This is a genomic window from Paracoccus sp. KR1-242 (assembly GCF_049446195.1).
Taxonomy (GTDB): domain Bacteria; phylum Pseudomonadota; class Alphaproteobacteria; order Rhodobacterales; family Rhodobacteraceae; genus Paracoccus; species Paracoccus broussonetiae.
This window is the reverse complement of record NZ_JBMSED010000010.1, coordinates 212,073-237,043: the sequence shown is the minus strand read 5'-3', so window position 1 is coordinate 237,043 and position 24,971 is coordinate 212,073. Positions and strand designations below refer to the sequence as shown.

The 24,971-nt window shown below is 62.6% G+C and carries 20 protein-coding genes; 17 read left to right on the top strand and 3 right to left on the bottom strand.

Going from position 1 to position 24,971, the window contains the following annotated elements:
* Positions 1-168 precede the first annotated feature (168 nt).
* The 3 genes from ACO2Q4_RS16315 to ACO2Q4_RS16305 all read right to left on the bottom strand — a co-directional run bounded on the left by ACO2Q4_RS16315 (position 169) and on the right by ACO2Q4_RS16305 (position 3,630).
* Positions 169-1,398, bottom strand: a complete 1,230-nt coding sequence (locus ACO2Q4_RS16315; protein ID WP_311759757.1) for an HlyD family secretion protein — start codon at positions 1,396-1,398, stop codon at positions 169-171.
* 3 nt (positions 1,399-1,401) lie between these two features.
* Positions 1,402-1,839 (bottom strand): hypothetical protein, encoded by a 438-nt coding sequence (locus ACO2Q4_RS16310; RefSeq protein ID WP_423320618.1) that lies wholly within the window; start codon positions 1,837-1,839, stop codon positions 1,402-1,404.
* Between the two features lie 138 nt (positions 1,840-1,977).
* Complete coding sequence (locus ACO2Q4_RS16305) at positions 1,978-3,630, bottom strand: hypothetical protein (protein ID WP_423320616.1); 1,653 nt, start codon at positions 3,628-3,630, stop codon at positions 1,978-1,980.
* 174 nt (positions 3,631-3,804) lie between these two features.
* On the opposite strand from ACO2Q4_RS16305, the gene ACO2Q4_RS16300 reads away from it, so the two are divergent.
* The 17 genes from ACO2Q4_RS16300 to ACO2Q4_RS16220 all read left to right on the top strand — a co-directional run bounded on the left by ACO2Q4_RS16300 (position 3,805) and on the right by ACO2Q4_RS16220 (position 24,964).
* The gene (locus ACO2Q4_RS16300) at positions 3,805-4,050 is read left to right on the top strand and encodes a hypothetical protein (RefSeq protein ID WP_311759754.1); all 246 of its coding nucleotides are present in this window, start codon (positions 3,805-3,807) and stop codon (positions 4,048-4,050) included.
* Between the two features lie 147 nt (positions 4,051-4,197).
* Positions 4,198-6,930: an ornithine decarboxylase gene (locus ACO2Q4_RS16295; RefSeq protein WP_423320614.1), complete on the top strand. Its 2,733-nt coding sequence runs from the start codon at positions 4,198-4,200 to the stop codon at positions 6,928-6,930.
* Between the two features lie 21 nt (positions 6,931-6,951).
* On the top strand, positions 6,952-8,643 hold the full coding sequence (aspT, locus tag ACO2Q4_RS16290; RefSeq protein WP_423320612.1) for an aspartate-alanine antiporter: 1,692 nt from the start codon (positions 6,952-6,954) through the stop codon (positions 8,641-8,643).
* A 17-nt stretch (positions 8,644-8,660) separates the two neighbouring features.
* Positions 8,661-10,352: an aspartate-alanine antiporter gene (aspT, locus tag ACO2Q4_RS16285; RefSeq protein WP_423320610.1), complete on the top strand. Its 1,692-nt coding sequence runs from the start codon at positions 8,661-8,663 to the stop codon at positions 10,350-10,352.
* 10 nt (positions 10,353-10,362) lie between these two features.
* Positions 10,363-11,454 (top strand): calcium/proton exchanger, encoded by a 1,092-nt coding sequence (gene cax / locus ACO2Q4_RS16280; protein WP_311759750.1) that lies wholly within the window; start codon positions 10,363-10,365, stop codon positions 11,452-11,454.
* A complete protein-coding gene (locus tag ACO2Q4_RS16275; protein WP_423320608.1) occupies positions 11,454-12,116 on the top strand; it encodes a hypothetical protein in 663 nt (220 codons plus the stop codon). The genes cax and ACO2Q4_RS16275 overlap by 1 nt, the downstream gene beginning before the upstream one ends.
* Positions 12,117-12,118: 2 nt before the next feature.
* Entirely contained in the window at positions 12,119-12,493 is a 375-nt protein-coding gene (locus tag ACO2Q4_RS16270; RefSeq protein WP_311759748.1) for a potassium channel family protein, read from the top strand.
* A 48-nt stretch (positions 12,494-12,541) separates the two neighbouring features.
* Positions 12,542-14,197: a bifunctional aspartate transaminase/aspartate 4-decarboxylase gene (locus ACO2Q4_RS16265; protein ID WP_423320606.1), complete on the top strand. Its 1,656-nt coding sequence runs from the start codon at positions 12,542-12,544 to the stop codon at positions 14,195-14,197.
* Between the two features lie 131 nt (positions 14,198-14,328).
* Positions 14,329-15,975: a DUF3300 domain-containing protein gene (locus ACO2Q4_RS16260; RefSeq protein WP_423320604.1), complete on the top strand. Its 1,647-nt coding sequence runs from the start codon at positions 14,329-14,331 to the stop codon at positions 15,973-15,975.
* Position 15,976: 1 nt separating this feature from the next.
* Positions 15,977-16,888, top strand: coding sequence for a DUF2950 family protein (locus ACO2Q4_RS16255; RefSeq protein ID WP_423320602.1), 912 nt, complete (start codon positions 15,977-15,979; stop codon positions 16,886-16,888).
* Positions 16,889-17,147: 259 nt separating this feature from the next.
* Positions 17,148-18,176 carry a LacI family DNA-binding transcriptional regulator gene (locus ACO2Q4_RS16250; protein WP_423320600.1) on the top strand — a complete coding sequence of 343 codons (1,029 nt, stop codon included), beginning with the start codon at positions 17,148-17,150 and terminating at the stop codon, positions 18,174-18,176.
* Between the two features lie 229 nt (positions 18,177-18,405).
* The gene (locus tag ACO2Q4_RS16245) at positions 18,406-19,350 is read left to right on the top strand and encodes a sugar ABC transporter substrate-binding protein (protein ID WP_311759743.1); all 945 of its coding nucleotides are present in this window, start codon (positions 18,406-18,408) and stop codon (positions 19,348-19,350) included.
* 71 nt (positions 19,351-19,421) lie between these two features.
* Entirely contained in the window at positions 19,422-20,960 is a 1,539-nt protein-coding gene (locus ACO2Q4_RS16240; RefSeq protein ID WP_423320598.1) for a sugar ABC transporter ATP-binding protein, read from the top strand.
* Between the two features lie 16 nt (positions 20,961-20,976).
* Complete coding sequence (locus ACO2Q4_RS16235) at positions 20,977-21,993, top strand: ABC transporter permease (protein ID WP_311759741.1); 1,017 nt, start codon at positions 20,977-20,979, stop codon at positions 21,991-21,993.
* A gap of 75 nt (positions 21,994-22,068) precedes the next feature.
* Complete coding sequence (locus tag ACO2Q4_RS16230; protein WP_311759740.1) at positions 22,069-22,995, top strand: substrate-binding domain-containing protein; 927 nt, start codon at positions 22,069-22,071, stop codon at positions 22,993-22,995.
* A gap of 48 nt (positions 22,996-23,043) precedes the next feature.
* On the top strand, positions 23,044-23,943 hold the full coding sequence (locus ACO2Q4_RS16225; protein WP_423320595.1) for a sugar phosphate isomerase/epimerase family protein: 900 nt from the start codon (positions 23,044-23,046) through the stop codon (positions 23,941-23,943).
* Positions 23,944-23,953: 10 nt separating this feature from the next.
* The gene (locus tag ACO2Q4_RS16220; protein WP_423320593.1) at positions 23,954-24,964 is read left to right on the top strand and encodes a Gfo/Idh/MocA family protein; all 1,011 of its coding nucleotides are present in this window, start codon (positions 23,954-23,956) and stop codon (positions 24,962-24,964) included.
* The last annotated feature ends 7 nt before the right edge of the window (positions 24,965-24,971 follow it).

Below are 24,971 nucleotides of genomic sequence, written 5' to 3'. Positions count from 1 at the left end.
TCGTCCACGCTTTGATAGGTCGGCACGATCTGCCCATAGAACTTCACCGTCGCCCCGGACGGATGCGTGAAGGTCAGATCCTCCGAAAACGCGGGAAAAGCCGCAAGACACAGCGCAGGGGCGAGAACTGGGAGGATTCTGGAGCTCATGGCGTTCCTCGTATCTTGGTCAGTGACCTTTCAGGACAAGCGTCTGGACCGGCAGCAGCAGGGCCTGGATCCGCAGGATCAGGGCGTGGACCAACCCGACCGTATCCACCGCATGCAGCGCAAAGCGATGGACCGTCCCAAGGCTGGGATCATCCAGCCGGTCGTGGTTGCTGGTATAGGCATTCGCGATGCAATTTGCCCCTTGCGGCAGTCCGTCGAGCGCGCCTTCGTAAAGCGGCTCCATGATGACGGTGATGCTGCCGCCCCCGGCCAGATTTTGCAGGTCAATCAGTTGGTCAGTGGGACGGATCTGCCCCCCGGCGATGACGTCCTGCACTTCGGTCACGACCATCGGGATGATCCGCCAGGGTTTCGCAAGACAGGCAACCTCTCCGATCATGCCAGGCTTGATGACCTGTGCCTCTATCTGGCCGAAACCGGCGGCAAGCCCGGTGACACTGCGTTCCGGGACCAGGATGCCAGCAGGCCGCAGCATGGGGTTCACCACATCGCCGGGCCGCAGCGAGAATTGCTGCACGATCCCGTCGCTGCCGGCGACGACCAGGGTCTTGTCAAGCTCAACCTGCGCTTCGGCCAACGCGGCTTCGGCGCTGGCGCGCTCGGCAGGAAGCTGGAATTCGATCTGAGCGCGCAGCGCATCCCGACTGGCGACCGCTGCGTCCACCATCCCTTGCTGGGTATCGACCTGAACCTGGGCCCGCTCTACGTCGCGCGCGGCGATCGTGGTGGCGTTCCGCTTGAGCAACTCATTGCGCGTGTCGTATTCGTCCTGGGCCTGTTGCAGCATCCCGCGGGCCTGAACGATCCGACCCTCGGCCTCCTTCGCCTGTGCTTCGGCCACGCGCAACTGAGCGTCTATTTCCGTGACGCGGCGGGTTGCGGTCTCGACCACGGCTTTTTGCAGCAGATCGTCAAGGCGGAACAGCGGCTGGCCCTTCTTCACCTTTTGGTTGATCTCGATGAAGGTTTCCGCGACGCGACCATTTCGCTCGGGCAGGATGGTGACGGTGCGGAAGACCGAGGTTGCCAATTTGCTGGAGGGGTGGAAATAGAAGATCGCGGTGATCAGGCTGATGGTCAGGATCAGGCACAGCACGATCCCCCAGCGCAGCTCATACCAGACCGAGAACAGCGTGATCTCGTATCCGATGCGTTTGCCTTGCCCATAGCGCCGGTAAAGATAGTCCGGCAGCACGGTTACGCTGGAACACAGAAGCAACTCCAGCATGGCTCAACTCTCGATCGTGGATGCGGGAACGGGATCAGGCTCGGGCGGCGGCGGGACCGGGCGTGCCTTGCGGCGTGCCATCAGGCCCAGCGATTCCGCCATCGAGCTTAGAGGGGTGGTGAAGTCCGGGATCGGGATCATCGCCAGCAGCAGCCCCGCGATCCAGAAGGCGTGGTTATGCGTGAACAGCGCAATCAGCGCCAGAACGGCCACGATTTCGAATTGCACCTTCTGGCCGCTATGCGCCATCTGTTCAGGCAGCGCATGAAGCTTGAGGTAGAACACCCCGACCCCGACCACGGCCGCAATCAGGAAGATTCCCACGCCGATCAGGAACCAGTCGGTCTGGCCGGGCAGAGTGATGAAGGGCGGAAGGTGGGCAACCGCCTCGGGATGCAGCAAGACGCCGTGATCCGGTCCAGAGGCCAAAATCGTCTCCATTCAATGCACTGCGATGGCCGAGCAGGTAGAGAAACCCGTTTTGGCCGGTCGTTCAGTCGATACCCATCCAGTCTAGCCGCGGACTGGGATGGCACGAATGTCGGCGATGTAAGTCACTGTTAGCGGGCTGGCCCTGCGCTACAGCCTGTGCAACCTGCTCGAATTCGCCTGATTGGGCCATTTCGGATCCAGACTGGCAAGCGCCCGCATCATCGACTCGGTCAGGTCGGGATGGAATTGGCGGAAGGCCACGTCCTGCGGCATCCGCGTCGCAAGGCCGGGTGCGATCTGGTCGGCCAGCGCAAGGCGCTGGCGGGCCTCGGCCAGTCGTCCCAAAGCCGACAACGCCGCGGCTGCGGCCAGTTGCACATGCGCAATGCCTGGCGCCTCGACCGCCCGGATTTCTTCAAGCGCCTGTTCGTGACGGCCATGGGCGAAGTGGTAAAGGAACAGGCCCATGCGGAATTGTCCGCTCAGCAGCGGGCTTCGGGCATAGGCTTCCTCCAGCAACGGAATGCCGGCGTCCCAGTTCTTGCGCGAAGCCAGACGAAAGCCCAGTTCAGCCATCAGTTCGGGGTCATTGGGGTTCAGCGCGCGGGCAGCCCCCAGGGTCTGCAGGCTGTCCACCTGCCGGCCCATGAACCATTCCGCTATGGCGCGGGCGTGATAGGCGCGGCTGGAGCTTGGGGCCAGGCGGATCGCCTTGCGCGCCAGATCCAGCGCACGTTCCAGCGGATCGGGACAATCGTCCCCAAGGTCATAGCTGAAACGGGCGGCGTTCGAATACAGCATCGACAGACAGGCATGAGCCGCGACGAAGCCGGGATCGGCATCAATCGTCGCTTCCAGATCACGGCGCAGCGGCTCGAAGCGCTTGGGGTCCAAGGACCGCCAGTAGTCGTGGAAGTCCAGCAGCTTCTGATAGCCTGCAAAGTGGCGTGGACCGCTGCCGGACGAATCCCTTGCCTGGCTGTCCATGATCCCGTCCCGCAGCGCAAGCACACTGGCGACCTGTCCCGCGACTTCTGCGCACAGGCTGACGACCTGCGATGGGTCGCAGCTGCCTTCTATCTCGCGCTGGAGCGTCTGCACCCAGATGAAGCGCCCGTCCTCGTTTCGCTTCATCAGGATCTCGGCAATCAGCGCGTGCTTCGAAATGGTGACGGTACCAGACAGCCGATAGTCGATTTCCAACCCTGCGGAAGTCTCTCTGCCACTGCCAGAACGGGCCGAGCGGTCGGAGGTGTCGAAGCCATAGACGAAAAGCTCAGTAAAGCGCGTCAGGGCAGAAATGACCTGACGGGTCAGCGTCCGCCCGATCTGTTGATGCGTTCCGCTGTCTCCCTCCTGCTCGAACGGTTCGACCAGAATCCGCGGGCCATATTCATGCAGGGGCTTCTGCCCGGGCGCCACGGGCTCCGGCGCGGGCGGCAGGGCCTGCGCCTGCTGTTGAAACACCGGCACATAGCTGCCTTTGGGGATCGTTATGATGACGTCCGAACCATCCCCGTGCTTCAGGTGATAATTGTCCAGCGCGCGCCGAAGTCGACCTGCCTCGATCCGCACGATCGAGTCCTGCATCGGGTCGAAATCCTCGCTACGGCCAAAGACCAGCGTGGCGATGCTGTAGGCCTTGATACGTTCGGCCCGCCCGGCCAGCGCCTCTTCGACGACGTGGCGCAGAAAGCGGCGATTGCGTTCAGAAGTCTCGAAGTCTGGGGAAGCCAGGATGCGGTCCAGGGCCGCCCGGATTTCCTGTTGCGAAACACGTCTGGCAGACAAAGTTCCCATTGCCTCCGCACAAGTACCTTGGCGTACCAAAGCGAAATTCCCTGCGAGTCGTCAGCAGCTTAGCTGCGAGTCACAGTAACGTAATCTTGATCCGCTGCACAATCGCCAAACTTTCTATCAATCTAACGATTCAATCGAGCTGAGCGAGTCTTGTGGCGGAAAGGCATCGCGATCATGCGCGCAGTCGACCTTGTCGTGGAGCTTTTCCCCGAGCGGACCGAAAGCGTCCGCCGCCTTTACCTGCAAGATGAACACTTTCGCGCCATTTGCGACGATTTCGCCCTTTCTGTAACCTCACTACGGCATTTCGAAGCTCGCCCCGACGCACATTCGCGCCCTGAGGTGGCGGACTATCATGCTGTTCTTCGCGAGCTGACCGAGGAGTTGCGCCGTTACATCGGTGCCAGCGACACACAGTGAACGCGCGCCAAACGCGATCGCGCGGGCTACCGTCACCCCGTTAACAGTAACCTACATGCGCAAGATGGAGCGGGGCGCACCCCAATCGGTAACATCCAGCCATCGGCAGCGGTCCAAGCGCTGTCGCTTGTCACGGGAGAGGCCGAGATGAACCAGCCGCAGGCGGTGCCCCAGACGGACCGGGTCGATCATTTCTTTTCATTCCCCGGCGCGCGCAACGACCGCTGGCGCGGGCTGCACGTCGCCGCCAGAGACTGGTCGCGCGGCAGCGGTAGCGCCGCGACCGTGAAAGGCCTTTTCGAAGGGCTGGTCGCGTATGAAGGTTTCTTCGCCTATCCGGGGCGGCAGCTTCTGGCGACCCTTCGACAGCGCATCGATTCCGGGCAGGCCGCGGGTGCGGCCGGGCTGGCACAGCGCATTTCCGAAGCGATCGTGACGCGGTCCTACAAGTCGGACGCGGGTGACTGGCAATCCGTCGAGACTCTGGCCGAAACGCCGCCGGACCTGAACACGCCCACGCTGGCAAGGGGGCAGGGGCACCGTCCCTATTTCGAGATGCTGGTGGTCGCGCCGGGCGCGGCGCGCCGGGGTGAAAGCGTGATCGAGCAGATCCGGCGCCTGCGCCGGGGCGAAGACGCTTTCATCTATGAACCCGTCCCGGTCGGCAGCTTCGAAGAGGCGATCTGCGCCGCGATCCTGAACCCCGCGCTGGCGGCGGTGACCATCTATGAAGGTTTCGACCATGAAAGCGCGGCCGATCTGCCGGTGCTGCGGGACTTCCTGGCCTCTGCGGGTCTGGACGCGGCAAGCATTGCCGGGGACGACTTGCCGCTGTCGCTGGCCGATGCGTTGAAGCGCGTCCGCCCCGAACTGGACATCTATCTACTGTCGGACCGTCACGTCGAACGGATCGCAGGTGATGTGCGCGCCGCCAATATCCGCCGCGTCCTTTACGCGGTAGAGGAATTGCTGGAGTTGCATCTTTGCGTGCTGGAGGGGGTGGCGGACCGTTATCGCACGCCCTTCTTCGACAACCTCAAGGCCTATGCGAGGCGGCCGATCAGCACCTTCCACGCACTGCCGATCGCGCGCGGAAAGTCGGTATTCAAGTCCGACTGGATCCGCGACATGGGCGAGTTCTATGGGCTGAACATTTTCCTCGCGGAATCCAGCGCCACGACTGGTGGGCTCGACAGCCTGCTGGAGCCGACAGGCAATATCAAGCTGGCGCAGGAGATGGCAGCACGGGCCTTCGGTGCGGATCACGTCTTCTTTGTGACGAATGGCACCAGCACCTCGAACAAGATGGTCCACCAGGCGCTGGTCGCGCCGGGTGACATCGTCTTGCTGGATCGCAACTGCCACAAGTCGCACCATTACGGCCTGGTTCTTGCGGGTGGGCAGCCGCTTTACATCGACGCTTTCCCGATGACCGAATATTCGATGTATGGCGCAGTGCCGCTGTCTAGCATCAAGAAGGCGCTGTTGGACCTGAAGGCCGAAGGTCGCCTTGACCGGGCCAAGATGGTCGACCTGACCAACTGCACCTTTGACGGCCACATCTACAACACCCGCCGCGTGATGGAGGAATGCCTGGCGATCAAGCCAGACCTGATCTTCCTGTGGGACGAGGCGTGGTTCGGCTTCGCACGTTGGTCGCCATTCCTGCGTCCGCGTACCGCCATGGGTGCCGCCGAGGCGATCGAGAAATGGATGAAGGATCCGGCCTCGGTTCAGGCCTACGAAACGCAGCAGAAGGAATTGGGCAAAAACCCCTCTGCCGCGAAACTTCTGGAAACCCGGCTGATCCCGGACCCGAGCCAGATCCGTCTGCGGGTGTATCAGACCAACTCAACCCACAAGTCGATGTCGGCACTGCGCCAGGGTTCGATGCTGCTGGTGCGCGATGTGGACTTCGGCCAGGTCGAAGCGCAGTTCCACGAAGCGGTCTTCACCCATGCCTCGACCAGCCCGAACCAGCAACTGATCGCCAGCCTCGACATTGCGCGCCGCCAGATGGAGCTGGAGGGCTATGGCCTTGTCGCGAACGCGATCGAGATCGCTTTGGATATTCGCAAGGAAGTGAATGCCCATCCGGTCATCTCGAAATACTTCCGTGTCCTTAGCGCAAGCGAGATGATCCCGGACGAGTATCGTCAGACCGGCTTCATTGATTTTCTGGAGCCGGGCACGGATTGGGAAGACCAGGTCCGTTCGATGCACGAGGACGAGTTCTGTCTTGATCCGACGCGGATGACACTGGTCTGCGGCACAGCGGGTTTCGATGGCACCCAGTTCAAGAAGCTGATGGCCGACGATTACGACATCCAGTTCAACAAAACCTCGCGCAACTCGGTCCTGCTGCAATCCAACATCAACAACACCCGCAGCGACGTGGCGAACCTGATCCGCGTCCTTCTGGAAATCAGCCGCAAGATCGAGGCCGATCTGGCCAAAGGTGGCGAGAACGGCCACGCGGCCTTCGCGGCGCGGATCAAGTCGCTGATGCAGGACGTTCCGGACCTGCCGAATTTCAGCCATTTCCATGATGCCTTCCGCTGGGATGCCGGCAAGACGACGCCCGAAGGGGACATGCGTTCGGCTTTCTACAGCGCCTATTACGCCGACGGCTGCGAATACCTGCCTCTGAACAGTCCCGAGGTCGACCAGCGGCTGAAGTCGGGCCCCGAGATGATCTCGGCCAACTTCGTGATCCCCTATCCTCCGGGCTTTCCGATCATGGTGCCGGGACAGGTCATCAGCCCTGAAACGATCGACTTCATGCGCAAGCTGGACGTCAAGGAAATCCACGGGTTCGAACGCGCCAAGGGCCTCAAGCTGATCCGCCCGGACCATGCCAAGAACCATATCCGCAAATAGCGCCCGACAGGAGGCAGGACCATGTTCAGCTACATCTTCGACACCCTCCGCGCCAATCCGCAGCTGGCGATCTTTCTGACGCTGGCCATCGGCTATTGGATCGGCGCCAAGCGCTTTGGCAGCTTCAGCCTTGGCGCTGTCACCGGCACGTTGCTGGCGGGGGTGATCATCGGCCAGATCGGCATCGACATCTCGGGGCAGGTGAAATCGATCTTCTTCATCATGTTCCTGTTCGCCGTCGGCTTCGGGGTCGGCCCGCAATTCGTGCGCGGGATCGCCACCGACGGGCTGCCGCAAGCGATGTTCGCCGTGGTCGTCTCTGTCCTGTGCCTGATCGTCGTCTGGATCGCGGCCAAGGTCGCGGGCTATGGCCCGGGGCTGGCCGGGGGCTTGCTGGCCGGGGCGCAGACGATCTCGGCCTCGATCGGGCTGGCGACAGATGCGATCAACACCTCTGGCCTGCCGGCCGATCAGGCAAAGGCGCAAACCGACCTGATCCCGGTCGCCTATGCCATCACCTACCTGTTCGGCACCATCGGCACGGGCTGGATCCTAGCCTTTCTTGGACCGAAGATGCTGGGGGTAAACATCGCCGAAGCCTGCGCCCGCTATGAGCGCGAGGTGCTGAAGGGCGGCTCGAAGGAGGCCAATCATCTCAGTGCATGGCATGCCCGCGAGCTGCGTGCCTATCGCGTCCGCGAGGGCGGTGTGGCCGTCGGCAAAACCACCCTTGCGGTCGAAGCATTGGCCAAGGGTGAGCGGCTGTTCATCGAACGCCTGCGCCGCGGCGGCGAATTGATCAGCCCTACCCCCCAGACCGTGCTGCAGGCTGGCGATCTCGTCGCCATCTCGGGGCGGCGCGAGGCGCTGGTGACGCTGTTCGAGGATGCCGACGAGGTCGACGACAAGGATCTGCTGGACATTCCGGTCGAGGCCGTCGACGTGCTTCTGACCAACAAGGCGCTCGACGGGCGCGAACTGATCGAGCTGGCGCGCGAGCCCTATACCCGCGGCGTCTACCTGAACTCGATCCGTCGCGGCTCGATGGCGGTGAACATCCCGATCCTGCCGGGGACCAAGTTGAACCGGGGCGACATCGTGCGGGTGGCCGGGGCGACCAGCCATGTCGAGGCCTTCATCAAGGCCACCGGCTTTCCCGATCGGCCGCAGACCGTCACCAACATGGTTCTGGTCGGGCTGTCGATCTTTATCGGCGGGTTGATCGGGGCCTATGTCCTGCCGATCGGCGGCATCCCGATCACGCTGTCCACCTCGGGCGGGGCGCTGATCGTCGGACTGATCGTCGGCTGGCTGCGCACCGTCAAGCCGCAGATCGGCAATATCCCGCAGCCGACCTTGTGGTTCATGAACTCGGTGGGGCTCAACGTCTTCATCGCGATTGTCGGCATCACGTCGGGGCCGACCTTTATCGCTGGGCTGAAAGAGGCGGGTTTTGGCCTGTTCTTCTGGGGCCTTTTTGCCACGGCCGTGCCCATGCTGATTGCGCCCTATATCGGGAAATACGTCTTCAAGTTCGATGACGCGATCAACCTGGGCTGCTGCGGAGGCGCGCGGACCTCGACCGCTTCGGTCGCCATGGTCGGAGAGGTCGCCCAAAGCGACGTGCCGATGCTGGGCTATACCGTGCCCTATGCAGTCAGCAACACTCTGCTGACGCTGTGGGGCCTGGTGATCGTGCTGCTGATCCTCTGACAAGGGGCGGGAGGCCCATGATGGAAGCGATCCGGTCATTCTTTGCCCATTCCCCGATCGCGGTATTGTTTGTCTGCGTCGCGATCGGCTTTGCCCTTGGGCGCGTCAAGATTGCGGGAATTCCACTGGGCGGTATCCCCGGGACATTGTTTGCCGCCATCGTTGTGGGTCAAGTCGGGGTCGAGGTCGATGACAACATCAAGACCATGGCCTTTGCGCTGTTCATCTATTCGCTGGGCTACGTTTCGGGGCCAAGTTTTTTCCAAAGCCTCGGCCGCAGCACACTGAACCTCGTCTACCTGTCGCTGGTGTCCAGCTTGCTGATTTTCCTGACAATCTGGGGGCTTGCGCAGATTTTCGGCTTGGACAAGGGCACCGCGGCGGGGCTGTTGGCGGGAGGGATCACAGAATCCGCCGCCGTCGGCACGGCCAGTGAGGCTTTGGGCAGCATGGCTCTGCCACCAGACCAGATCACGGCCATGCAGGCAAATATCGGTGTCGCATATGCCATCACCTATCTGTTCGGCTTCACACTTGTGGTATTTTTCGTCAGCCTGATCGCGCCCCGCTTGATGCGGATCGACCTGAAAACCGAGGCCGCACGCTATACCGCAGCGCTTGGCATCGGTGGCGATGACGATCTGGAGCCGGGACAGGAATCCGCCCTGCGCGGTGTCGTTGCCCGCGCCTATCAGGTCACGCGATCCGAGGCGGAAATCACTGTCGGCAGTTTCGAGAAAAGATTCGACGGCTTCGTCACGGTCCAGCGCATCATCCGACGTGGTCGCACCATTGAACCGGGCAAGGATCGCGCACTGGCCGTGGGCGACCGCGTCGCCCTGCTTGGGCGGTTGGACGAGGTGCTGGAGGCCGGGCCGTATCTGGGCTCCGAGACCAGCGATATGCGGGGCCTTGACCTCGTTGGCGAGACGCGGACGGTCGTGCTGACCAACAAGGATTTCATTGGTGAGACGATCATGGCCGTCCGCGCCCGGCTTGATCCGGAACAGCGTCGTGGCGTCCACGTCGTCAAGATCACCCGCGCGGGGCAGAACCTTGTTCCTCGACCCAAGATGCGACTTGAAGCCGGGGATACCGTCAGCCTTTATGGCATGCCTTCGGCCCTTGACGGGGCAGTACCCTTGATTGGCTACGGCGTCGATCAGGGCATTGCAGTCGACTACGTCTATCTGGGCCTTGGCATCATCGTCGGCATCCTGATTGGCATGATCACCGTGCCGGTCGCGGGCTCTCCAATTGCATTGCACACCGGGGGTGGGTGCCTCCTGTCGGGGCTGCTGTTTGGCTGGCTGCGCGCGCGCCATCCCCGCTTTGGAGGCTTGCCGGCCGCCACGGCTTTGCATCTGCGCGATTTTGGCCTGGCGATCTTCATCGCCTGCGTCGGCCTTGGTACGGGACCGCAGGCCTTGACCCTGCTGAAGCAGCAGGGCGTGCTACTGCCCGTCCTGGCGTTCATCGCGGTCATCGTGCCGATCGTACTGTCGCTGCTTTATGCCCGCTATGTCTTGAAAATGAACCCCGCCATCATCTGTGGAGCGCTAGCGGGCTGTTTCACCTGCACAGCGGGGCTGAACGCTGCCGTACAGGCCGCGGAGAACGAGACCCCGGTTCTTGGATATACAGTGCCCTACGCCATTTCGAACGTAACGCTGACGCTGCTTGGCCCCATTCTGGTCCTTACCGTCTGACGAGGCGCACATGACCCTGCTTTTCGGCAAGATACGATCGACCCCGCTGCTTTGGCTGCTGGTCTTTGTGCCTATCGTGCTGGCTGTTGAGCTGGCCCGCCCCGAGGCGCATACGCTGCTCTTCCTGCTGTCGGTCGCGGCCATCGTGCCATTGGCCGCAATGCTGAGCCTTGCCACCGAATCCGTTGCAGAAAAGACCGGGGACGCGGCGGGCGGCCTGATCAACGCGACGCTGGGCAATCTGACCGAGCTGGTCATCGCGCTGACCGCGCTGGCCGCGGGGCAATATGCGCTGGTCAAGGCCTCGATCGCGGGGGCCATCGTAACCAATGCGCTTTTCATGCTGGGCGCGTCCTTCCTGCTGGGCGGAATGGTCAAGCATGTGCAGGAGTTCAACCGTGTCGGGGCGCGGTTTCAGGCCAGCCTGCTTTTCATCGCGACGGTTGCGCTGCTTATCCCCTCGGCCATCGCGACTGCCGACAACGTCGACAGCCCCGAGGCGATCCAGACACTCAGCCTGATGCTGTCGCTGCTTTTGATTGCGGGTTACGTGCTGGGGCTGTGGTTCTCGCTGGGGACGCATCGCGAGGCATTTGCCAGCGCAGCTCCGGTTGAAGGCCATCATGAGTCGCTGCCAATCGGGGTGGCGCTGATCACGCTGGCGGTCGTGACCGTGCTTGTCGCGCTGGTCAGTCATGTCTTCGTCGCCTCGGTCGAGGTTGCTGGCGCGGCGCTTGGCCTGACCCCGGCCTTTGTCGGTTTCATCGTGGTGTCGCTTGTCGGTGGCGCGGCCGAGTTCGCCTCGGCCTTTTCGGCGGCACGCAAGGATCGGCTGGATCTGAGCGTCAGCATCGCGCTTGGCAGTTCGGTGCAGATAGCGCTGTTCGTCGGACCGCTGCTGGTACTTCTCAGCTACGCGATCGGACCAGTGCCGATGGGGCTGGATTTCTGGCCGGGCGCCATCGTGATGATGCTGATCGCGGCGATCGCTGCCGCACTGCTCACTGCGGGGGGACGCTCGACATGGTTCTTGGGCGTTTTGGTGCTGATGGTTTATACCATTTTCGGCCTGACGCTTTATGTTCTTCCTCCGGTGCAGTGATGGCGGCACGCGGGCAAAGCAGCGCAATGGCAAGGGCGCTGGACCCGGTTTCGCGCGCGACAGAAATCCTGTTCGGCCTGATCATGGTGCTGACCTTCACCGCCTCGCTGAACACGGCCGAGGCTGGTCATGCCGATGTCCGCCTGATGCTGATCGGGGCCTTGGGCTGCAATCTGGCCTGGGGCCTTATCGATGCGGCAATGTATCTGCTGTCCGCGCGCGCCGAAAAGGCGCTTGCCCTGCGAACGATTCATCGAGTCCGACAAGCCCAGACACCCGCCGAAGCGGATGACGAGATCGCGGCAACTCTTCCACCACTGGTTGCGCGCGCGCTGCGGCCCGGCGATCTGATCCACGTCCGTCAGCAACTCATGTCGCTGGATCCCCCCCGCATGCCGACAGGGCCTGCGGTCGCGGACCTGTTGGCGGCCGGCATGATCTTCCTGTTGGTCTTTGTCGCGACCCTGCCGGTGGTCGTTCCCTTCCTGCTGATCGGGGATGCGCGCCAGGCGCTTTGGCTGTCCCATGGTGTGGCCATCGCCTCGCTTTTCCTGGCCGGGCATTCGCTCGGCCGGTTGTGGGACAGGCCGTGGCGGGTTGGGCTGGCGATGGTCGCTGTCGGCATCGCGCTGGTCGGCATTGCTCTGGCGCTGGGGGGATAGGGATGCAGTTTCTGTCCGCCTATGTCCGGCTGATCAAGGCAATTCATGCTGCGTTCCTCAGCACGCAGGTGCAGGCGCTGATCCTGGTCTGCATCCTGATCGCGCTGGCCCAGGCCACGGTCTTCGCCAGGATTGAGGGCTGGCGCTTCCTGGACGCCTTCTACTTTTCGGTCGTTAGCATGGCGACTGTGGGTTACGGCGATTTCGCGCCCAAGACATCGCTGGGCAAGATTGCCGCAATGGCCTTTCTGCTGGTCGGGATCGGGGTCTTCGTCCTGACCGTTTCAACGATCGCCCAGACGATTTTGCGAGAACTTTCCCTTTCAGAGCGTCACCCCACGGGGACCAAGGAGCCGGATGATGCCGACTCTTTGTGATCCGGGCCAAAATGTGCCGCCAAACCCATATCAGAAGGAGACTGGACGATGCTGCAACGGGAATACTTCGAAAGCCTCTCGGATCTCAGCCCGTTCGAGATCAAGGATGAGTTGATCAAGCTGGCGCGGTCGGGCGCCGAAAGCTCGGCCCGCGCCTTTCTGAACGCGGGACGGGGCAACCCCAACTGGATCGCAACGCGCGCGCGCGAGGCGTTCTTCCTGCTGGGCCAGTTCGCCCTGACCGAGGCGCGGCGCAGCCATGACGACCCCGAGGCAGGCGTTGCCGGGATGCCCCCGCGCGATGGCTGCCACCTGCGTTTCCAGAAATGGGTCGGGAAACGTCTTCAGGAACAGGAACAGGGCTGGCTTGAAGAGGAAGGGCCGCCCCCTGCGCGGACCCTGCGCGACGCGGTCGCCTTTGCCATCGAGCGTTTCAGCTTTGACCCCGATGCCTTTGTCCATGAGCTGACCGACTCGATCATCGGCGACAATTATCCGGTGCCGGATCGCGCGCTGTATCACAACGAGATCGTCACCCACGAATATCTGATGTGGGCGATGTGCGTGGGCCACCGTCCCGATGTGAAGTTCGACCTGTATCCGGTCGAAGGCGGCACCGCGGCCATGTGCTATATCTTCAAGGCGCTGAAGAACCAGCGCCTGCTGAACGCGGGCGATACGATTGCACTGGGGACGCCGATCTTCACGCCCTATCTGGAGATGCCGGAGCTTGAGGATTACGGGCTGCACATCATCCGCGTCAGTGCAGAGCAGGAAGACAAGTTCCAGTTCACCGAAGAGGATTTCGAGGCCCTGGCCGACCCCGCCGTCAAGGCGCTGTTCCTGGTGAACCCCGGCAACCCTTCAGCGGTGGCAATGACGCCGGACACGATCCGGCGGCTGGTCAATTTCGTGAACACCCGGCGACCGGATCTGATGATCCTGACCGACGACGTCTATGGGACATTCGTGCCGGGATTTGAATCGATCCTCGGGCATCTGCCAAGGAACACCATCGGCGTCTATTCCTATTCCAAGTATTTCGGATGCACCGGTTGGCGGCTGGGGGTGATCGCGGTCGCGCAGGACAATATCTTCGACCAGAACATCAAGGATCACCCCGAGCCGATCCAGAAGGTGATCGAGAAACGCTACAAGGCGCTGACCCCGAAGCCGCGTGAGCTGAAATTCATCGACCGCATCGTCGCGGACAGCCGCGACGTGGCGCTGAACCATACGGCGGGTCTGTCCTTGCCCCAACAGGTGATGATGACGCTTTTTGGGCTGGTCGAGCTGATGGACAAGGACAAGATCTATCAGAAGGCGTGTATCGACATCTGCACCCGGCGTTTCAACAACCTGGTCGAGGGGATGGGGGTCGAGACGAACACCGGCGCCTATTACGACCACTACTACGGCATTATCGATCTGGAGTTCTGGATCCGGAAATACGTGGGCGAAGAGGTCGTCACTTGGGTCAAGGAAAACATACACCCGCTCGACATCCCGTTCCGTCTGGCCGAGCAGCACGGGATCGTCCTGCTGAACGGTTCGGGTTTTGCTGCTCCGAACTGGTCGGCGCGCGTGTCCTTTGCCAACCTCGATGATGCTGCCTACACCCAGATCGGGCGCGCCGTGCGCTCGATTGCCCGGGGTTATGTTCAGGCATGGCAAGCCTCCAAAGGAGAAGACATTACCGGGTGAAACGCGACCCCGCAAAGCCTCGCCCCGGGTGCCGGGGCGGGAAGATATCTCTGTGACGACGCGGCTGAACTCTGTAAGATGGCAACAGAAATTGCGTCGTTTCCTCGCCTGTCCGGGAAGGAGCGTCGGGCATGACATACTCGCATGAATCCCTGCATCTTTGGTCGTCGCGGCGGTTTCGCGCGGTCGCTTTGGGTGGTCTTGCCGCCGGGTTGTTCGTCGGGGCGCCGCCCGGTGCCGCATTGGCGCAAGGGGGTGGTATTCCCTGCGGGACGCCCCATGTCGTTGCCAGCGGTGATACGCTGAGCAAGTTGGCCGAAAGCGCCTATGGCGATCCGTCCCTTTATCAAACGATTGCCGATGCGAACGAGGCTTCGCTTGGCGGTGATCCCAGCCGTATCGCCGTCGGGATGAGCTTGGAAATTCCCTGCCTGGATGGCGGCGTGCAGGCTGGCACTGAGGGACAGAAGGCGGCGATGAAGGCCGCGGTCGCGGCCGAGGGCACCCTCAGCGCCGAGCAGCTTGATACGCTGTTCGGCCCGGTCGCCCTGTTTCCCGACAAGGTTCTGACGCCCGTCCTGGTGGCTGTGACGTTTCCACTGGATGTCGTCAAGGCCGCCCGCTTCGTTGATGAGAGTTCCGAGCTTTCCGACAAGGAGCGCGCGCAGAAGGCCGCCGCAGAGCCTTGGGACGACAGCGTGCGCGAACTTGCCGCCGGGTTCCCGGATATCGTCACCCGGATGAACGACAATATCGACTGGACCGAGCAGGCGGGCGAGGTGGTGGTCGCGCAGACCGACGACGTGCTGGCCTCGATCCAGCGGCTGCGTGCCAAGGCCCAGACCAACGGCTATCTCGTCGATAACGAGGCGCAGAAGGTCGAGACGGTCAACAACCGGATCGTCATTTCACCAGCCGTCCCGAATGTGGTGCAGGTGCCGACCTATGACAGCCAGGTGGTCTATACGACGCCGATCACCACTGCACCGACCTATCACTATGGGCATACCTATGGCGATGATTGGTATGGCTGGGATGATGCGCTGGTGACCGGGGGCATTATCCTGGGCGGGGCGGTCCTGCTGGACGAGATCTTCGATGATGACGACTGGAACGGCTGGGACGGAGACGACGAAATCGATTGGGATCGCGGCGATATCACCATCGATCGCGGCGACCGCAATATTGACCGCGGCGACCGCAATATCGATCGGGGGGACCGAACCGTGAATATCGACCGCGACCGGACGACAAATGGTGGCGGACGTATCAGCATCGGCGATAATGATCGTGCCCAGGTCAATCGCGGTGACCGCGCGGCGCGGGCGGACGGGGTGCGCGAGGCCGGGGCGAACCGGCCAGGTGCCGCAGGTCGGCCCGAGCGCAAGTCGATCTCCTCTCCCGCAGATCGAGAAGTCGCGCGCCAGAAGATCGAGACCCGCAAGGCCAAGGGTGCCGGACCCGCAAAGCTGGATACCACCCGCAAGGCCACCGCGCGCACACCATCCAAGGCGACCCGGCCATCGAACCAGCAGGCTCGGCCCAAGGCAGACCGGCCCTCGGCCGGAGCGCGCAGCGCGCCGCGCGCAAGCCAGAAGGTGTCACGACCCTCGGGGCAGCGCAGCCCGCAGGCGCGCTCGCCAAGCCGGTCGAACAACGCCTTCCGCAAGCCACCGGGCGGACCTCGGGCCTCGGTCTCAAGCAGCCGGGGCAAGTCCAGCATGGGTGGTCGCGGCGGCGGTCGCGGTGGCGGTGGTGGCGGCAGAGGGAGACGCTGACATGAACGGATATGCATCCATGCGCTGTGTGCTTGCGCTGCTGGCCTCGACCGGGGCGGCGGTTGCCGCGCCGCAGGCGTTCGACACACCCGATGCGGCGGTAGCGGCCCTGACCTCGGCGCTTGAGGCGAAGGACAAGGCCGCTGTGCTGGCCATCTTTGGTCCCGAGAACGAGGACGTCATCAGTTCCGGCGACCCAGCTGATGATCGCGAGATTTGGGGCGAGTTCCTGGACAATGTGCTGGAATTCAGCCGCATCGACACCCAGGATCCCGACCGCGCCGTCCTGCTGGCCGGGCGCGACCTGTGGCCTTTCCCGGCCGAGATCCGTCGCAGCGACGGCAAGTGGCATTTTGATGCCGATTCCGCCCGTGACGAGGTGCTGGCGCGACGCATCGGCCGCAACGAGCTGCAGGTGATCGAGATCATGAACCACGCGGGCGAGGTTCAGGCCACCTATCGCCGGACGGATCATGACGGCGACGGCGTCAAGGAGTTTGCGGCGACGATCCTGTCCAGCCCCGACCAACGCGACGGCCTGTACTGGCCAACCGAGCCCGGTGCCGATCCAAGCCCCTTTGACGAGACACTGGCCCGCGCCAGCTTCTCGGGCTTTAACGAGGACGGGCAGGACCATGATCCCGAGCCATTCGAGGGGTATTATTTCCGTATCCTTCAAGGTCAGGGTGCTGCAGCTCCGGGCGGGGCCTACAGCTATATGATCGCCGGCAACATGGTTGCCGGGCATGCGTTGGTCGCCTATCCGGCCGTCTATGGCGACACCGGGATCATGAGCTTCATGGTCGGCGAAGGCGGAATCGTCTACCAAGCCGATCTGGGAGAGGAGACGCTGACGCGTGCCGCTGCGATCGACCAGTTCGATCCCGGTCCAGACTGGACCCCCGTCAAGTGATGTCCCAAAAGACCGGCCCCCACCATCGGTGGGTCCGGTAAGCTTCTGCGAAAGTCGGCCCCCGGCTTTCGCAGATCGTCTGTGGTAACGGGCTCGCCGCGCCTGATCCTTGGGGTCAACAAGCGAAAGCCGACCATTTGACCCGGTGCTTGCTGCCTGCATCACGGCCAAGTCTTCCACCTTCGGCGGGCTTTCCGATCTTTGTGATGGATTCTATCATCCATGACCAAAATCGGACAGAAAGTTTGCAGGCTTCAGAATGAAACGCCCGACCATCAACGACCTTGCCACAGCCGCGGGCGTCAGTGTCGCGACCGTGGATCGCGTGCTGAACGGACGGTTGCGCGTGCGCGAGGAAACCGCGCGCAAGGTCTCGGAAGCGGCCGAGCGGATCGGCTATCACGCGGCCAATGTCATCCGGCAGCGCATCCTGGCGGATCAGCCAGAGTATCATGTGGGCATTGTCCTGCAGAAGGAACGGCATGCCTTTTATCAAAGCTTCGCGGCAAATCTGGCGCAGGCCGCGGCCGATGTGCATGACCGGCGAATCCGCGTTTCGGTCAGTTTCGCCCAGTCTGCGGAACCTGCAGAGGTTGCACATCTTCTCCAGCAGGCTGCGGGAAAGGTGCATGCGGTGGCGGCGACCGGTTTGGACCATCACGACGTGACCGATGCCGTTTCCCGCCTGCGTGGCCGGGGTGTTCCCACGTTCTCACTGCTGTCCGATTTCGCCCAGGGCGAGCGTGAGGGGTATTTCGGCACCAATAACATGAAGGTAGGGCGCACCGCCGCGTGGCTTTTGTCCAAGGTCGCGCCCCGTCCCGGCAAGATGGCGCTGTTCGTGGGCGGGCATCGATATCATGGTCACGCGCTGCGTGAGGCGGGCTTCCGGGCCTATATTCGGGAATATGCCCCGCAGTTCGAGGTGCTGGATGCTCTTGTCAACCTTGAGGCGAGGCAGTTGACGCAGGAAGCACTATTGGGCGTCATGGCGCGGCATCCCGATCTGGTCGGCGTCTATTGCGCTGGCGGCGGGATGGAGGGTGCAATCGCCGCACTGCGCGAGGTCGGCGCAGGAGAGCGCATTTCCTGCCTTGTCCACGAGATCACGCCCGAATCCCGGCAGGCTTTGCTGGAACGGCGGATTTCGGGCGTGTTCCAGACGCCGCTCAAGGAACTTTGCACTGAACTGATGGCGACGATCGTCCATACGATCGAGAATGGCATGGCAGAAAACCCCGGCCAGCGCTTCGTGGTCCCGACGCTGTGGACGCCCGAAAGCATCTGATGGAAATACATCATTGGATGATTAATATCTATCATGAATGATGGAAGCGGGGCGCTTGTCCCTGTTGACCGGAAGCATTCCCATGCACAAAGCTGCCCTTGGGTGGCGGGACTGAGGAGCGATGCCACTCCACAGAAGCCGGCTGGAGGGCTGGCTGCCGGACCGCATTCCGGTCGCCTGTAGCCTTCTGCGTAAAGGGCGAGCCGGGCGCCCGCTGGGGAGGAAAAGAATGAAGGCATTTCTGATGGCCAGCGCCCTTGGCTCGGCGCTGATGGCTTCCGCTGTTCATGCCGAGAATATCGGCGTGTCGATGGCGCTTTTTGACGACAACTTCCTGACTGTTCTGCGCAACGGCATGGTCGACTATGCCAAGACCAAGGACGGGGTGACGCTGCAGATCGAGGACGCGCAGAACGACGTCGGCAAGCAGCTGAACCAGATCCAGAACTTTGTCGCCTCGGGCGTTGATGCGATCATCGTGAACCCGGTCGATACTGATGCGACGGTGGCGATGTCGGATGCGGCGGCGGCGGCGGGTATCCCGCTGGTCTATGTCAACCGCCAGCCGGTGAACCTGGACTCGCTGCCAGACAAGCAGGCCTTCGTGGCCTCGGACGAGCGTGAATCGGGAACGCTTCAGACGCAGGAAATCTGTCGCTTGCTGAAGGCCGCAGGCAAGACCGAGGCCAAGGCCGTGGTGCTGATGGGCGAATTGTCGAACCAGGCCGCCCGCCAGCGCACCCAGGACATCAAGGACGTGATCGCCACGCCCGACTGTTCCTTCATTACCATCGCCGAAGAGCAGACGGCCAACTGGTCCCGGACGCAGGGCGCGGACCTGATGACCAACTGGATCACCGCCGGGTTGGAATTCGACGCCGTCATTTCGAACAACGATGAAATGGCGATCGGCGCGATCCAGGCGCTGAAAGGCGCGGGTCGCGACATGAAGGACGTGATCGTCGGCGGCATCGATGCGACGCAGGACGCGTTGGCTGCAATGGGCGCGGGTGATCTGGATGTGACCGTCTTCCAGAACGCTGCGGGCCAAGGCCAGGGGGCGGTCGATACAGCGCTGAAACTGACCAAAGGCGAGGCGGTCGAAAAGAACACCTCGATCCCCTTCGAACTGGTCACTCCCGACAACCTGGCCACCTATCAAAGCAAGAACTGATCTGGCCTCGACCGAACCGGCAGGGGGTTTCCGATTCCCTGCCAGCCCCGTCACTTGCAGGAAGATGCAGGATGATCACTGCGACGACACGGCGCGCCATCGATCGCGTCAAGCAGAACATCGCGCAGGACGGCGTCCTGTCTATCCGCGGGATCCGCAAGGAGTTTCCCGGCGTGGTCGCACTGGATGACGTGCAACTGCGTATCCGTCCCGGCAGTGTTCATGCGCTAATGGGCGAGAATGGCGCAGGAAAATCCACGCTGATGAAGATCATCGCCGGGATCTACCAACCGGACGCGGGAGAAATCCGCCTGCGCGGCCAGCTGGTGACCCTGAACTCTCCGCTTGATGCGCTGGAGCAGGGCATCTCGATGATCCATCAGGAACTGCTGCTGATGAATCAGATGACCGTGGCCGAGAATATCTGGATCCGGCGCGAACCGCGGACCCGTTTCGGCCTGATCGATCACGGCCGGATGGCCGCAATGACGCAAGAGCTTTTCGACCGGCTGAACATCCGCCTTGACCCGCTGTCTCAGGTTGGCGACCTGACCGTGGCCCAAAAGCAGATGATCGAGATCGCCAAGGCCGTCAGCCACAATTCCGATGTGTTGATCATGGACGAGCCAACCTCGGCCATCACGGAATCCGAGGTCGCGCATCTTTTCGCCATCATCCGTGACCTGCGCGACCGTGGTGTGGGCATCGTCTATATCACCCACAAGATGAACGAATTGTTCGAGATTGCGGACGAGGTCACGGTCTTTCGCGACGGCAAGTATGTCGGCACCCATGACGCCTCGACCGTGACCCGCGATGACATCATCCGCATGATGGTCGGGCGCGAGATCACCGAGATGTTCCCCAAGATCGACTGCGCGATCGGGGATGTCGTGCTTGAGGTGCGCAATCTGACCCGGCCGGGTGTCTTCGAAGATGTCAGCTTCCAGTTGCGCAAGGGCGAGATCCTTGGCTTGGCGGGGCTGGTTGGGTCCAAGCGTTCGAACGTGGCCGAGGCGATCTTCGGCGTCCATCCGGCCGCAAGCGGAGATATCCTGATCGACGGCCAGCCGGTCCAGATCACCAGTCCGCAGGTTGCCATGCAGCATGGGCTGGCCTTCCTGACCGAGGATCGCAAGGAAACCGGCTGCTTCCTGGTCCTGAACTGCCTGGAGAACATCCAGTCCGCGCTGATTACCCGCGACCATGTGAAGGCGGGATTCATCGACCAGAAGGCGGTGACGCGGCTTGCCGGGGATATGGCGGCGCAGTTGCGCGTCAAGACGCCCAGCCTTTTTGAAACGGTCGAGAACCTTTCGGGCGGCAACCAGCAGAAGTTGCTGATTGCGCGCTGGCTTCTGACCCGTCCGCGCATCCTGATCCTCGACGAGCCGACGCGAGGCATCGATGTCGGGGCCAAGTCCGAAATTCACCGCCTGATCACGCAGCTTGCGGGACAGGGGGTCGCCGTCCTGATGATCTCGTCCGAGTTGCCCGAGGTCCTGGGCATGTCAGACCGGATCATGGTCATGCATGAGGGCCATGTCTCGGGCTTCCTGGATCGCGCCGAGGCGAACCAGGTCCGGGTCATGGAACTGGCGGCAAAGTAAATCGGGGGAAGCGTTCATGAACACTCAAAGCATCAGCGCGGTTTCGGCCCCAACCAGACAGCGACGCATGCCGGCCGAGATCAATATCCTGATGGTCCTGCTGGGGATCGCGCTGGTCTTCGAGATCCTGGGCTGGATCTTTCAGGGGCAAAGCTTCCTGTTTTCGCTGAACCGGCTGAAGATCATGATCCTGCAGGTCTCGGTCATCGGGATCATCGCGGTCGGGGTGACGCAGGTTATCATCTCGGGCGGGATCGACTTGTCATCGGGCTCGGTCGTGGGTGCGGTTGCGATGGTCGCGATGTCTTTTGCGCAGGTCTCGACCTATGCGCGCGCTGTCTATCCTGCGCTGACCGACCTGCCGATGATCGTGCCCTTGCTAATCGGTCTGGCCTGCGGTGCGCTGGTGGGCTTCGTGAACGGCTGGCTGATCGCCTATACCAAGATCCCGCCCTTCATCGCGACGCTGGGCACCATGGTCACCGTGCGTGGCTTCGCGAAATGGTACACCAAGGGCCAGCCGATCAGCTTTCCGACCGACGGCTTCGCGGCGCTTGGCAAGGGGATGATGCCCGTCCTGATCTTCGTCCTTGTCGCGCTCGTCTTCCATGTCGCGATGAAATACACGCGCTACGGCAAGTTCACCTATGCCATTGGCGCCAATGCACAGGCCGCCCGCGTCTCGGGCATCAACGTCGAGCGCCACTTGGTCAAGGTCTATGTCATCGCCGCGATGCTGGCCGCGCTGGCCGGGATGGTGGTCGCCGCGCGGGGCCAGACCGCGCAGGCCGGGATGGGCCTTGCCTATGAACTTGACGCCATCGCCATGGCCGTGATCGGGGGAGTGTCGCTTGCCGGTGGACGTGGCTCGGTCCTGGGTACCGCGATCGGGATGGTCATCTTCGGTGTCATCATCTCCGGTTTCACCTTCCTGCGGCTCGACGCCTATTATCAGGAAATGATCAAGGGCGTGATCATTGCCGCCGCTGTCGTTGCCGACACCTATCGCCAGAAGAAGCGCCGAAAAGGCTGAATCCATATCCCCCAGATCGTTGGGCCGGGCCACCGGGCTGGCCCCGCCTGTCCAGATCCAACCCGAGGAGCCATGATGAAACGCCTGATTGCCACTACCGCGCTGTGCCTGATCGCCGGATCCGCCCTTGCCGAGACGCGGATCGGCGTCAGCATGACCTCGTTCGACAATCCCTTCCTGACCGTCGTGCTGAACGGCATCCGGGCCGAGGCCGAGCGCAGCGAAGGCGTCACCCTGTCAGTCGAGGATGCCCAGCTTGATGTGGCGAAGCAACTGAACCAGGTCCAAAACTTCGTCGCGAACGGTGTCGATGCGATCATCGTCAACGCGGTGGACGGGGACTCGACGGCCGCGATCACGGCGGCGGCAACGGGGGCGGGTATCCCGCTGGTCTATGTGAACCATCCTCCGGCCGAGCTGGATACCGGAATGCCCGCTGGCACCGCCTATGTCGGATCGCAGGAAACCGATGCGGGCAAGCTGCAGGCCGACGCCGTCTGCGCGCTTCTTAAGGGCCGTAGCGATCCCAAGGCTGTCATCCTGATGGGCCCGCTGGAAAATCACGCGGCGCTGGTCCGCACCAAGATGGTCGAGGATGCCTTCGCGCAGCCCGATTGCAAGGTCGAGGTGATCGAGAAACAGACCGCAGGCTGGAACCGTGTGCAAGCGCAGGACCTGATGGGCCAATGGCTGACGGCCGGACTGCAATTCGATGCCGTGGTTTCGAACAACGACGAAATGGCGATCGGCGCGGCGCAGGCGCTGCAGGCCGCGACCGGCAAGGGCGACATCATCATCGCCGGGATCGACGCCACCGCCGATGGGCTTGCCGCGATGCAATCGGGGCAGATGGACGTCACCGTTTTCCAGGATGCGACGGGGCAGGGCGAAGACGCGGTCAAGGCCGCCGTGGCCGCCGCCAGTGGCGGCGCGCTTCAGCCAGAGACATGGATCCCCTTCCAGCCGGTCACTAAGGAAAACATGGCTGAATACCTCAAGTGATCACCGGGACGGGCGCTGCCCCATCCGCCCAAGATAAGGAACCGCGCCATGCGCATCGCCCTTGATCCCTTCATGCACCGCCATCTGTCGCTGGAGGACATTCCTGCCAGGGCGCGTGAGCTTGGCTATGACTGGATCGAGCTTAGCCCCCGCGCCGATTTCCTGGAATGGTTCAAGGCGCCACGGGTGTTTCCCGAACGCGTCAAGTCGCTGAAACGGGCGTTGAAGGATGCCGAAGTCGGCATCGCCAGCCTGCTGCCCATGTATCGCTGGGCCTCGCCCGACGAGGACGAGCGTCAGGCGGCCGTCCGTCACTGGAAGCGTGCGATCGAAATCGCGGTCGAATTGGGCGTCGACACCCTGAACAGCGAGTTCGGACGAGGGCCGCATCCCGACAAGGGCGGCTGCTATTGCTGCCATACCGGCAGCATGGTCGAGGCCTGCGAGGATGCATGGTGGCGCAGCATGGAGGAGCTGGTCCCGATTCTTGAGCGCGAAGGCGTGAACCTGCATGTCGAGCCCCATCCCGAGGATTGGTGCGAGACATTGCAACCCGCGCTGGACATCATCCGCACTGTGAACAGCCCTCGGGTGAAGTTCCTGTATTGTGCACCGCATACCTTTTATTTCGGTGACGACACGCGCGCCATGCTGCGCGAGGCCAAGGACGTGCTGGCGCATGTCCATGTCGGCGACACCTTCAATCACCGCGCCAGTTCCGGCCTGCGCTATATCCTGAACCCGCCGGGCACGCAGGCGCGCGTTCACCAGCACCTGAACATCGGACAGGGTGAAGTGCCCTGGGACGATTTCTTCGGCACCCTGGCCGAGATCGGCTTTGACGGGATCATGACCGCCTGTGTCTTCGCCTGGGAAGACAAGGCGGACCACTCGGGGCGCTTCATGCGCACGGAAATGCAAAAATACATCGACCAGTATTGGAAGTGAGGTCCAGAACATGACCGTCAGAATTGGTGTCATCGGAACCGGGGCGATTGGCCGCGACCACGCGCGACGGATCGAAAAGGTCCTGTCCGGCGGCAAGATCGTGGGGTTGAGCGACGTGAACCGCGCCTCGGCCGAGGCGGTGCGGGCGGATATCGCGCCCGACGCCGTGGTCTATGGGACCGGGCAAGAGCTGATCGCCGCCGGCGATGTCGATGCGGTTCTGGTCACCTCGTGGGGCGCGACGCATGAGGAGTATGTCCTTGCCGCCATCGCCGCAGGCAAGCCCTGCTTCTGCGAAAAGCCCCTTGCCACCACGGCCGAAGGCGCAAAGCGCATCGTCGATGCCGAGGTCGCGCATGGCAAGCGCCTTGTGCAGGTCGGTTTCATGCGTCGCTATGACGAAGGCTATGTCGCCCTGAAGAAGGTCGTGGACAGCCGCATTGGCGCGCCGATCATGGTCCACGCCGCGCATCGCAATCCGACGGTGCCGCAGGCCTATGTAACGCCGATGGCGATCCACGATACCCTGATCCATGAAATCGACGTGTTCCGCTGGCTGCTTGAGGATGACTACGTCTCGGCCCGTGTGACCTTTCCGCGTTCCTGCGCCCGGACCCACGCCAAGTTGCGCGATCCGCAAATCGTGACTCTGACCACGGCCAAGGGCACGGTCATCAATACCGAGATCTTCGTGAACTGCCACTACGGCTATGACATCCAGTGCGAGGTCGTGGGCGAAGACGGAATCGCGCGCCTGCCGGAGCCGGTGGCCGTCCAGATGCGGCTGAACGCCAGCCTGCAGAATGACATCCTGACCGACTGGAAGGACCGCTTCGTGGCGTCCTATGACGTCGAATTGCAGGATTTCCTGCGGGCGGCGGCCAAGGGCAGGGCGACGGGACCGACGTCCTGGGATGGCTATATGGCGGCAGTCACCTCTGATGCCTGCGTTGCCGCGCAAGAGGCCGAGGGGGAGGCGGTGTCCATCTCCTATCCCGATTGCCCCGCGCTTTATCGCTGAGGAACCG